This window comes from Ruminococcus albus AD2013 (assembly GCF_000526775.1).
Taxonomy (GTDB): domain Bacteria; phylum Bacillota; class Clostridia; order Oscillospirales; family Ruminococcaceae; genus Hominimerdicola; species Hominimerdicola alba_A.
The window spans coordinates 376,500-387,527 of the sequence record NZ_JAGS01000005.1; the positions used below are offsets into that span (position 1 = coordinate 376,500).

General features: G+C 34.5%; 14 protein-coding genes and 1 pseudogene. 8 read left to right on the forward strand and 7 right to left on the reverse strand.

What is annotated here, in order from left to right:
* Together N773_RS20835 and N773_RS23435 are read right to left on the reverse strand one after the other, a co-directional pair.
* Positions 1 to 270, reverse strand: a complete 270-nt coding sequence (locus tag N773_RS20835; protein WP_347495548.1) for a type II toxin-antitoxin system PemK/MazF family toxin — start codon at positions 268 to 270, stop codon at positions 1 to 3.
* A complete protein-coding gene (locus tag N773_RS23435) occupies positions 236 to 370 on the reverse strand; it encodes a type II toxin-antitoxin system PemK/MazF family toxin (protein ID WP_347495541.1) in 135 nt (44 codons plus the stop codon). Before N773_RS23435 ends, N773_RS20835 begins: the two co-directional genes overlap by 35 nt.
* Before the next feature lie 463 nt (positions 371 to 833).
* On the opposite strand from N773_RS23435, the gene N773_RS21665 reads away from it, so the two are divergent.
* The 7 genes and pseudogenes from N773_RS21665 (at position 834) to N773_RS0119210 (ending at position 6,211) form a co-directional block, all read left to right on the forward strand.
* Positions 834 to 1,166, forward strand: coding sequence for a TetR/AcrR family transcriptional regulator (locus N773_RS21665; protein WP_024859234.1), 333 nt, complete (start codon positions 834 to 836; stop codon positions 1,164 to 1,166).
* 1,240 nt (positions 1,167 to 2,406) lie between these two features.
* Positions 2,407 to 2,964: pseudogene (locus tag N773_RS0119190) on the forward strand (leucine-rich repeat protein); the annotation flags it as partial.
* 325 nt (positions 2,965 to 3,289) lie between these two features.
* Positions 3,290 to 3,649: a dockerin type I domain-containing protein gene (locus N773_RS0119195; protein ID WP_196231696.1), complete on the forward strand. Its 360-nt coding sequence runs from the start codon at positions 3,290 to 3,292 to the stop codon at positions 3,647 to 3,649.
* 975 nt (positions 3,650 to 4,624) lie between these two features.
* Positions 4,625 to 4,780 (forward strand): hypothetical protein, encoded by a 156-nt coding sequence (locus N773_RS22765; RefSeq protein WP_196231697.1) that lies wholly within the window; start codon positions 4,625 to 4,627, stop codon positions 4,778 to 4,780.
* A 301-nt stretch (positions 4,781 to 5,081) separates the two neighbouring features.
* Positions 5,082 to 5,210, forward strand: coding sequence for a hypothetical protein (locus tag N773_RS23575; protein ID WP_431602487.1), 129 nt, complete (start codon positions 5,082 to 5,084; stop codon positions 5,208 to 5,210).
* A gap of 114 nt (positions 5,211 to 5,324) precedes the next feature.
* A complete protein-coding gene (locus N773_RS0119205; RefSeq protein WP_024859238.1) occupies positions 5,325 to 5,525 on the forward strand; it encodes a toprim domain-containing protein in 201 nt (66 codons plus the stop codon).
* A gap of 431 nt (positions 5,526 to 5,956) precedes the next feature.
* Positions 5,957 to 6,211, forward strand: a complete 255-nt coding sequence (locus N773_RS0119210; protein ID WP_024859239.1) for a hypothetical protein — start codon at positions 5,957 to 5,959, stop codon at positions 6,209 to 6,211.
* A gap of 377 nt (positions 6,212 to 6,588) precedes the next feature.
* Here N773_RS0119210 and N773_RS22445 read toward each other — a convergent pair whose 3' ends face one another.
* The 4 genes from N773_RS22445 to N773_RS22455 form a co-directional block, all read right to left on the reverse strand.
* Entirely contained in the window at positions 6,589 to 6,753 is a 165-nt protein-coding gene (locus N773_RS22445) for a hypothetical protein (RefSeq protein WP_196231698.1), read from the reverse strand.
* A gap of 367 nt (positions 6,754 to 7,120) precedes the next feature.
* Positions 7,121 to 7,414 (reverse strand): toprim domain-containing protein, encoded by a 294-nt coding sequence (locus N773_RS0119220; protein ID WP_024859240.1) that lies wholly within the window; start codon positions 7,412 to 7,414, stop codon positions 7,121 to 7,123.
* 109 nt (positions 7,415 to 7,523) lie between these two features.
* Positions 7,524 to 7,631, reverse strand: coding sequence for a hypothetical protein (locus N773_RS23580; protein ID WP_080678440.1), 108 nt, complete (start codon positions 7,629 to 7,631; stop codon positions 7,524 to 7,526).
* Positions 7,632 to 7,843: 212 nt separating this feature from the next.
* Positions 7,844 to 8,020: a hypothetical protein gene (locus N773_RS22455; RefSeq protein ID WP_242840466.1), complete on the reverse strand. Its 177-nt coding sequence runs from the start codon at positions 8,018 to 8,020 to the stop codon at positions 7,844 to 7,846.
* A 758-nt stretch (positions 8,021 to 8,778) separates the two neighbouring features.
* Here N773_RS22455 and N773_RS22770 point away from each other — a divergent pair.
* Complete coding sequence (locus N773_RS22770) at positions 8,779 to 8,955, forward strand: hypothetical protein (RefSeq protein WP_242840467.1); 177 nt, start codon at positions 8,779 to 8,781, stop codon at positions 8,953 to 8,955.
* A 978-nt stretch (positions 8,956 to 9,933) separates the two neighbouring features.
* Here the strand turns inward: N773_RS22770 and N773_RS0119235 are convergent.
* Positions 9,934 to 10,566, reverse strand: a complete 633-nt coding sequence (locus N773_RS0119235) for a leucine-rich repeat domain-containing protein (protein ID WP_196231699.1) — start codon at positions 10,564 to 10,566, stop codon at positions 9,934 to 9,936.
* Positions 10,567 to 11,028 lie beyond the last annotated feature (462 nt).

Sequence of the window (11,028 nt, forward strand, 5' to 3'; positions counted from 1 at the left end):
TTAATTCAGGCCTAATTGGATCTTTACTGTATTGCTTATTTGCTTCATGAAGTTATCATTAAGATCTCCAATATAGTATCTCAGGCGTTCTTTTGAAATAGTTCTTATACTTTCGGCAAGGATCACGCTGTCTTTATTAAGATTGGCTGTTCCTGCCTGTACTAAGAAGTGTGTGGGCTGATTCAGATCTTTGAATTTAGACGTAATAGGTACTACCGTTACAGTAGGAGAATACTTATTTCCCCATATTATTCTGGATAATGATAACAGGTCTTACACCTGCCATTTCAGAGCCTATTCCGTCACCGAGGTCAGCAAAATACACCTGCCCTCTCTTAATCAGTTTTCTGTATGTACTGCTTATATTCATTTTTTATAACCTTTCTTTCTATAATTTTTTGGATATGAAATGCTCCAAATTATCAAATCATATCACTACTAAAATTATAATTGAAAATTAGGAGAGATAAAAGAGAGGCTGTTGAGTTTTAAAAAACGCCCCTTTCCATTATTACTGGGCATCGACAATGGTTGATCAGCGGCGAAGTCCCGAAACCTTGAAATGATAATGACATCTCCTCGTCTATCAAATGCACGACCGAAAAGTACACGTATCAAAATAAGTTGAATGCTCCTGCATGTATTGATCAGACTTGGATTAACGGTATAATTCTTGTGCGTTTTACCCCCTTTTACGATTTGTAGAATATCCTGTTCGTGCGATTTATCAAAACAGTCGCGAACCTATTGACAATTGGCGCAAGGTAGAGTATAATTGCTACAATAGATTAGGCGTTAGCTAAATTACGAATCTATAGAGAAGGGAGAGAACTATGCAAAAAGGAAACACAAGAGAAAGGATACTGGCAGCTGCGTTGGATCTTTTCTCGGTAAAAGGTTATGATGGAACGACAATAGATGATATTGCAGCACGTGTTGGCATCAAAGGTCCATCTATCTACAAGTATTTGAAAGGAAAAGCCGATCTGTTCCGTGCGCTTGGAGAAAAAACTGACGAAGAATACAATGCCGGAATGGAAAGGTTTCTTAGTGAAGCAGAAAATGTACATTCCGGAAAAGAACTGAAAGAATTTACCATGCATTCTGTTATGTTTACGCTCGATAGCGAAGTTATAACAAAGATGCGCAGGGTTGCTGTCCATTGAACAGTTTCGAAGCAAAGATCTTGCAGAACATACTACCGAAACATCATCTCACTAAGATCACCACTCTATACACCAAAGCTCTTTAAAAGATTGATGGATGAGGGTGTCATGATAAAGGGAGATCCCGAGATCTCTTTGCAATGGAATATACAGCGCCGACCACCTTACTGATCCATATGTCCGATCGTCAGCCGGAAAAGAAACAGGAAGCGCTGACAAACTATTGAGCGGCTGGTCGATTCGTATATTGCCCGCCATTGCCATATCATATAATCAGATATCATATTTACTATTACCGCACTTGGAAATGATTTCGGGTGCGGTTTTGTTTTTCTTCTGAGGACCGTTGATCAAACGAGCTGTATTGTGCAGTGGTTCTGCTTTTTACTTATTTATTAAATAAATAAAGTTCAATGTGCCGAATTAAAAGCAAGTGTATTGACAAATAGTGGAAACTAATGTATAATAGCTAATAGTTGTTAATCTATAAACTATTAGCTTTTACGTATAAAGCCTAATAGCATATAGAATATGGATATGATTATGCGCATGATTAATAACATTTTATTTCAACTAAATTAGGAGTGGTAAAATGAAGTCATATACCAAAATTTTTTCTGTTACTGCTGCACTTGTAAACTGCAGAAGAGATTGAATCAGAACTTAATATGCCACCAATGGTCATCACGTAACTATCATTGATAGCTGCGTTATTGATAATATAAATAAAAGGAGTTTACTCAATGAGTTCATTCAAAAGAATTGCATCAACAGCAGCCGCTGTTGTACTCACGTTTACAGGGACTGTTTTCAGTTCTCCAATTGCTTCAAACATTTCCTATGTTTTTTCCTGCTTCAATTACAGCAGAAGCCATCTCTGTTGATCAGTACGAAACCTTTTATTGTACTGATACATATGGTACATGGAAATTCGCTCTTTATCACGGCGAAAAAAGCCAATATTCAAGAAAAGATACCAGTAAAATGACTTATACAGATCCAAAGGTTTATATATGTCAGTTCACACCCAAAGAATAAGAATAATTGCCCCTATGTTAGTCTTCCGACGACTGTAAGTGGCTCTGTAAAAGATTTTTAACAACAAATCTTTTTACAATTGATAAGGCTCAGGTAGTAGGAATCAACTATGGAGCTTTCCAAGATAGTAATGTGGAATCTGTATTTATTCCTGCTTACATCGAAGTTATTGAACACAATGCATTTATGAAATTGCAAAAAGCTTACAACCGTATCATTTGGTAACGGTTCAGCATTAAAAAGAATAAATGGTGATGTTTTTGCAAACTGTTCATCATTAAAATACATAACACTACCTAGCAAATTGGAGTTTTTAGGAGGATGTTTTTCCGGTTGCACATCTTTGACAAATATTAATATTCCTTCAAAAGTTAAAGAGGTTCAGGAAGGATGTTTTGAAAACTGTGTATCATTAAGGAATATCAATTGTAACCTTAACACCACAAAGATCATGGGAAGAGCTTTTGTTGGATGCAATCAATGGAGAACAATTAATTTTGAAGATGTTTCACTGGGATATGATATAAATCCAAAGTTTAAAAAAATGTTTTCTAGTTTAAATGTCGGAGATATACTTATGATCGATGACGTGATGAAACGCCAGATAAGGACCACAGCGGAATTTTTAACCGCCGGCTGTCATGATGATTATGAAAGAGTTAAAGCACTTAATGATTGGATATGTCAAAAAGTATATTATGATAGAGAAGGCAATTCTCTTGACAACCACGCTGATTATTCAGTTTTATTTGGACGATAATACTGTATGTGCTGGGTATGCACAAGGTTTTTGCTCTTTTAGCTCAAAGTATTGATATAGAGACATTGGTTGTTTCCAGCGGCAGTCATGCATGGAACATTGTAAAACTTGGTAACAATTATTATCACCTTGATGTAACATGGAATGACGATCCAGATGATAGAACAGGTACAAAATGGAATTATAATTGGTTTTTGAGAGATGATCAGTTTTACTAAATCTGAACAGAAAAACCATAGGTCGTGGAATACATACAACTTTGGTGAATTGTACTGTAAAAATAAGAGCTATTCTAGTATTCCAAAATGTAACATAAAACACGGTGATGGTAACTGCGACGGTTTATGTCAACAAATCTGATTATAATCTTCTCAGAGACTATCTTTCAAAAAGAAACCCAAAAATAGAGAACATTTATATGTTTGATATGAATGGTGATGGTAAGATAGATCAAACCGATCTTTCAGCATTAGGTTTGCTTGTAATAATTCTTTATAGTGGTTTAAGGGACTATTGCACTCCCCAGAAAGAAAAGAGCTTAGCGACCTCAAAAGGAGGAGCTAAGCTCTTGGTTTTGTGGTATGATGTAATTACAATAAACATCAAACCAACGAAAGGGTTGTACGTTATTCAAATACAGTCAAAAAAAACGACATACGTCATGACTTGGGTAAGTGCGTCTTGAGTTTGGTCTCATCATTACATAACGTGACAATTTGAATATTTTTAGACAAAAGTTAAGAGGCTGCTGCGGGTGCAACAGCCTCTTATTGTTGCTCAGTGTTTGAAAAATTCATCTGCATCTCCCGATAACAAAGTAAATCGAGCTGTATGCTCTTTTCCCTTATTATCAGAAAATGTTATGACAGAACCCATATCCTCTGATGAGTGCATTGCAGGTTCTATTGAATGTTACGTTTGCGCTTTCTTGTCCAGAAAACGCTTGACATGAGCCTTTAAAAGACTCTTCATTGACTCGACATTACTGCCGAGCTCCAATATCGAAAATCTATCGTCTATTGTTTAGTAAGAAATGTGACATTCATATGTAAAATACTCCTTTCGGGAGCATGTACACAACAGCGCCGGGTACATGCTCCGTAAAAATTTGATAAATAATATGATAAGTGGGAATATATTACACAGTGGACAATGAGGTGAGAATCACTGTGAGAATAAGGAAGGAAATTGAAAAAGAGATTTGATAAGTGGTTCGATAAGTATATGTACATTCCTAAAAGGAAATTATAGAGTAGTAAGATATATGATAATGGCTTAATAATTTATTATAGCCTTGAAACGGTAGTTAATATCGATAGTTGGAGGGTTTTAGAACATCGATATAGAGCAACAATTAATGATCCTCCAGTTATCAATCGTTATCTCTGATTAATATTGTAGAAGAAAATTCACTCAGATAAAACAAGCTTTTTTTATTTTTTATCATTTATTATTTTCTGATATAATTTAATCGAAAGATAAAATTGAAAAAATTGAGCGAAAATTTGAAGGATCCACTCTTAAACAAAGGAGAAATGATATAAATGAAAAATAACAGTATTCTCAAAAATAATTTCCGTAAAAACATCACTTAAGCACATCGGGAATGGGCTATACCGCGGGAAATGCCCTTTTTGCGAAACTATACAGCTATACGTTTTTGAAAAAGAAAACTGCTATCATTGTTTTAACTGGCGGCAAAAATGGAGATCAGGCGAGATTCATGATGAAAATAAGATCCATTACAAAGATGGCCGTTGGAAAAGAAAAATCATGTGATACATACCAAATCCTGCGATTTAAAAACTTTTTATGAGTTGAATTACGAAGCTGCAAAATTCTTTTTTGAAAGGTTATTTTTCAAAAAAGGAAAATGTATGCCTGGATTATCTTATAAATAAAAGAAGGTCTTACAACAGAGACCATATGTAATTACAGAATGGGTTATGCAGATGGAAATTTTCACATCACTAAAAGAACATATGCTTTGGATTAGGATACACGATCGAACAGCTTCTTCAAAGCTCACTGGTTACAGTATCCAAAAACGATGAGATCATTGATTTTTTTTAATAACAGAGCTATGTTCCCTTTTATAGATATAAACGGGAAATATCATCGGATTTGGTGGCAGAAAACTAGATGGTGATAACAATTTTAAGTATCTAAATATAAAAAACACACCATGCTATACCAAAAACAACTTCTTGTTTTCTCTGAACTATGCCGTAAAAAAACATAAGTAAAGGTGAAACACCGATATTATGTGAAGGTAATCTCGATGTGATATCAATGCATCAGGCAGGCTTCAGAACCGCCGTGCGAGCTGTGGGACAGCTCTTACAACCAAACAGGCTTTATTGCTAAAGCGTTATTCAGACGAAATAATTATATGTTATGATAATGATGATGCCGGGATAGCAGCAACTGAGAAAGCAATAGACATACTTGAAGGCGTCGGATTTACAGTATACGTGATTAGCATCCGGGATGCAAAAGATCCGGATGAGTTCATAAAAAAATTCGGAGCTAAACAATTCTATCAGCCTGATAAGAAATGATTTAAAAAATTCCATCTTTTACAGAATAGAACAATTATCTCAAAAATACGATCTTACTGACCTAGATGCTCAATCATACTTTATAAACGGATGTAACAGAGTTATCGTTACGTAAAAATTATGATCCTGAAAAAGCTATCAAAGAAACTTTCAATTTTATTTGATCCTTCAAGCAAAAAGAGGTTGTCGAATTAAGGACAGCCTCTTTTTTGGCACTCGAAAAAGCACTACAATATATTAAGATGTAAAGCAGAAAAAGCCTTAATTTCAATCTTTACAATTTTTTGCTATCCAAAGCATGATATAAGAACAAAAATCCTATTGACAGTTATAGAAAAGTATGTTACAATAACTAGAACAGTTTAAATATATTAATGTATTTAATCTAATTTAATTTTAGGAGGCTAAATTTATGAAGATGAAAAAAAGTTTTGGCAGTAGTGATGTCGCTTTGTATGGTGGCAGGTATTGTCAGCTATGGTGCGCCTGTTATTACACAGAGCATAACCGCACAAGCTGCTGAGGCAAATATAAGCTGCTATTCTTTCGATGAACAACAGGTACACTTACTCTCAGGGAAGATAGATGCTGATGCTCTGAGAAATTTCAGCTCTAAATTCAAAGTAAAGTCTATTGTGGCAGAGGAAGGAAACAATTTTTCCAGAAAGACTGTAGTAATCTGTTAACAGGTATGTTTCTTGTACTCTATTAAAAGCAGATACGAGCAATGTCACAAACATAAACAAATTCTACAGTGCAAAGCTAGCTACATTGATGTAAGTATGATACAAAGCGTACATATAGCTCATATGTTACATTACGTATCAAATGAATTAATTGGCCAACTGACGTGCCTTGACATAGAGTGCGATCTCAACTCATGTAAGCTATTTAACAACTGAGAACATTTGCTTCATGTTTGTGACATTGCTCGTTCTGCTGTGAAAATCAATAGACGTACAAGAAACATACTGTAAAACAGATACTACAGTCTTCTGGAAAAAATGTTCTTCCTCTGCCACAATAGACTTTACTTTGAATTAGAGCTGAAATTTTCAGAGCATCAGCATCTATCTCTCCCCTGAGAGTAAGTGTACGCTGTTGTTTCATCGAAAGAATAGCAGCTTATATTTGCCTCAGCAGCTTGTGCGGTTATGCTCTGTGTAATAACAGGCGCACCATAGCTGACAATACCTGCCACCATACAAAGCGACATCACTACTGCCAAAAACTTTTTTCATCTTCATAAATTTAGCCTCCTAAAATTAAATTAGATTAAATACATTAATATATTTAACTGTTCTAGTTATTGTAACATACTTTTCTATAACTGTCAATAGGATTTTTGTTCTTATATCATGCTTTGGATAGCAAAAATTGTAAAGATTGAAATTAAGGCTTTTTCTGCTTTACATCTTAATATATTGTAGTGCTTTTCGAGTGCCAAAAAGAGGCTGTCCTTAATTCGACAACCTCTTTTTGCTTGAAGGATCAAATAAAATTGAAAGTTTCTTTGATAGCTTTTTCAGGATCATAATTTTTTACGTAACGATAACTCTGTTACATCCTTTATAAAGTATGATTGAGCATCTAGGTCAGTAAGATCGTATTTTTGAGATAATTGTTCTATTCTGTAAAAGATGGAATTTTTTAAAATCATTTCTTATCAGCTGATAGAATTGTTTAGCTCCGAATTTTTTTATGAACTCATCGCGATCTTTTGCATCCCGGATGCTAATCACGTATACTGTAAATCCGACGCCTTCAAGTATGTCTATTGCTTTCTCAGTTGCTGCTATCCCGGCATCATCATTATCATAACATATAATTATTTCGTCTGAATAACGCTTTAGCAATAAAGCCTGTTTTGGTTGTAAGAGCTGTCCCACAGCTCGCCACGGCGGTTCTGAAGCCTGCCTGATGCATTGATATCACATCGAGATTACCTTCACATAATATCGGTGTTTCACGCTTTACTTATGTTTTTACGGCATAGTTTCAGAGAAAACAAGAAGTTGTTTTTTGGTATAGCAATGGTGTGTTTTTGATATTTAGATACTTAAAATTGTTATCACCATCTAGTTTTCTGCCACCAAATCCGATGATATTTTCCGTTTATATCTATAAAAGGGAAACATAGCTCTGTTATTAAAAAAATCAATGATCTCATCGTTTTTGGATACTGTAACCAGTGAGCTTTGAAGAAGCTGTTCGATCGTGTATCCTAATCCAAGCATATGTTCTTTTAGTGATGTGAAAATTTCCATCTGCATAACCCATTCTGTAATTACATATGGTCTCTGTTTGTAAGACCTCTTTTATTTATAAGATAATCCAGGCATACATTTTCCTTTTTTTGAAAATAACCTTTCAAAAAAGAATTTTGCAGCTTCGTAATTCAACTCATAAAAAGTTTTTAAATCGCAGGATTTGGTATGTATCACATGATTTTTTCTTTCCAACGCATCTTTGTAATGGATCTTATTTTCATTCATGAATCTCGCCTGATCTCCATTTTTGGCGCAGTTAAAACAATGATAGCAGTTTTTCTTTTTTCAAAAACGTATAGCTGTATTAGTTTCGCAAAAAAGGGCAATTTCCGCGGTATAGCCCATTCCCGATGTGCTTAAGTGATGTTTTTTACGGAAATTATTTTGAGAATACTGTTATTTTTCATTTATATCATTTCTCCTTTGTTTAAGAGTGGATCCTTCAAATTTTTCGCTCCAATTTTTCAATTTTATCTTTCGATTAAATTATATCAGAAAATAATAAATGATAAAAAAATAAAAAAAAGCTTGTTTTTATCTGAGTGAATTTTCTTCTACAATATAATCAGAGATAACGATTGATAACTGGAGATCATTAATTGCTTGCTCTATATCGATGTTCTAAACCCTCCAACTATCGATATTAACTACCGTTTCAAGGCTATAATAAATTATTAAGCCATTATCATATATCTTACCTACTCTATAATTTTCCTTTTAGGAATGTACATATACTTATCGAACGCACTTATCAAATCTCTTTTTCAATTTCCTTCCTTATTCTCACAGTGATTCTCACCTCATTGTCACTGTGTAATATATTCCACTTATCATATTATTTATCAAATTTTTACGGAGGCATGTACCCGGCGCTGTTGTGTACATGCTCCCGAAAGGAGTATTTTACATATGAATGTCACATTTCTTACTAAAACAATAGACGATAGATTTCGATATTGGAGCTCGGCAGTAATGTCGAGTCAATGAAGAGTCTTTTAAAGGCTCATGTCAAGCGTTTTCTGGACAAGAAAGCAAACGTAACATCAATAGAACCTGCAATGCACTCATCAGAGGATATGGGTTCTGTCATAACATTTTCTGATAATAAGGGAAAAGAGCATACAGCTCGATTTTACTTTGTTATCGGGAGATGCAGATGAATTTTCAAACACTGAGCAACAATAAGAGGCTGTTGCACCGCAGCAGCCTCTTAACTTTTGTCTAAAAATATTCAAATTGTCACGTTATGTAAATGATGAGACCAAACTCAAGGACGCACTTACCCAAGTCATGACGTATGTCGTTTTTTTGACTGTATTTGAATAACGTACAACCCTTTCGTTGGTTTGATGTTTATTGTAATTACATCATACCACAAAACCAAGAGCTTAGCTCCTCCTTTTGAGGTCGCTAAGCTCTTTCTTTCTGGGGAGTGCAATAGTCCCTTAAACACTATAAAGAATTATACAAGCAAACCTAATGCTGAAAGATCGGTTTGATCTATCTTACGCATCACCATTCCATATCAAACATATAAATGTTCTCTATTTTTGGGTTTCTTTTTTGAAAGATAGTCTCTGAGAAGATTATAATCAGATTTGTTGACATAACCGTCGCAGTTACCATCACCGTGTTTTATGTTACATTTTGGAAATACTAGAATAGCTCTTATTTTTTACAGTACAATTCACCAAGTTGTATGTATTCCACGACCTATGGTTTTTCTGTTCAGATTTAGTAAACTGATCATCTCTCAAAAAACCAAATTATAATTCCATTTTGTACCTGTTTCTATCATCTGGATCGTCATTCCATGTTACATCAAGGTGATAATAATTGTTACCAAGTTTTACAATGTTCCATGCATGACTGCCGCTGGAAACAACAATGTCTCTATATCAATACTTTGAGCTAAAAGAGGCAAACGCTTGTGCATACCCAGCACATAGCAGTATTATGCGTCAAATAAACTGAATAATCAGCGTGGTTGTCAAGAGAATTGCCTTCTCTAATCATAATATACTTTTTGACATATCCAATCATTAAGTGCTTTAACTCTTTCATAATCATCATGACAGCCGGGCGGTTTTAAAAATTCCGCTTGTGGTCCTTATCTGGCGTTTTCATCACGTCATCGATCAATAAGTAATATCTCCGACATTTAAACTAGAAAACATTTTTTTAAACTTTGGATTTATATCATATCCCAGTGAAACATCTTCAAAATTAATTGTTCTCCATTGATTGCATCCAACAAAAGCTCTTCCCATGATCTTTGTGGTGTTAAGGTTACAATTGATATTCCTTAATGATACACAGTTTTCAAAACATCCTTCCTGAACCTCTTTAACTTTTGAAGGAATATTAATATTTGTCAAAGATGTGCAACCGGAAAAACATCCTCCTAAAAACTCCAATTTGCTAGGTAGTGTTATGTATTTTAATGATGAACAGTTTGCAAAAACATCACCATTTATCCTTTTTAATGCTGAACCGTTACCAAATGATACGGTTGTAAGCTTTTTGCAATTCATAAATGCATTGTGTTCAATAACTTCGATGTAAGCAGGAATAAATACAGATTCCACATTACTATCTTGGAAAGCTCCATAGTTGATTCCTACTACCTGAGCCTTATCAATTGTAAAAGATTTGTTGTTAAAATCTTTTACAGAGCCACTTACAGTCGTCGGAAGACTAACATAGGGGCAATTATTCTTATTCTTGGGTGTGAACTGACATATATAAACCTTTGGATCTGTATAAGTCATTTTACTGGTATCTTTTCTTGAATATTGGCTTTTTTCGCCGTGATAAAGAGCGAATTTCCATGTACCATATGTATCAGTACAATAAAAGGTTTCGTACTGATCAACAGAGATGGCTTCTGCTGTAATTGAAGCAGGAAAAAACATAGGAAATGTTTGAAGCAATTGGAGAACTGAAAACAGTCCCTGTAAACGTGAGTACAACAGCGGCTGCTGTTGATGCAATTCTTTTGAATGAACTCATTGAGTAAACTCCTTTTATTTATATTATCAATAACGCAGCTATCAATGATAGTTACGTGATGACCATTGGTGGCATATTAAGTTCTGATTCAATCTCTTCTGCAGTTACAAGTGCAGCAGTAACAGAAAAAATTTTGGTATATGACTTCATTTTACCACTCCTAATTTAGTTGAAATAAAATGTTATTAATCATGCGCATAATCATATCCATATTCTATATG

Coding starts and splice junctions, on each gene's coding strand:
- N773_RS23435 (WP_347495541.1), bottom strand. CDS start 370: ATGAATATAAGCAGTACATACAGAAAACTGATTAAGAGAGGGCAGGTG.
- N773_RS22455 (WP_242840466.1), bottom strand. CDS start 8,020: ATGAATGAAAATAAGATCCATTACAAAGATGCGTTGGAAAGAAAAAAT.
- N773_RS22770 (WP_242840467.1), top strand. CDS start 8,779: ATGAAGAGTCTTTTAAAGGCTCATGTCAAGCGTTTTCTGGACAAGAAA.
- N773_RS0119235 (WP_196231699.1), bottom strand. CDS start 10,566: ATGACTTATACAGATCCAAAGGTTTATATATGTCAGTTCACACCCAAG.
- N773_RS0119195 (WP_196231696.1), top strand. CDS start 3,290: ATGGTAACTGCGACGGTTTATGTCAACAAATCTGATTATAATCTTCTC.
- N773_RS21665 (WP_024859234.1), top strand. CDS start 834: ATGCAAAAAGGAAACACAAGAGAAAGGATACTGGCAGCTGCGTTGGAT.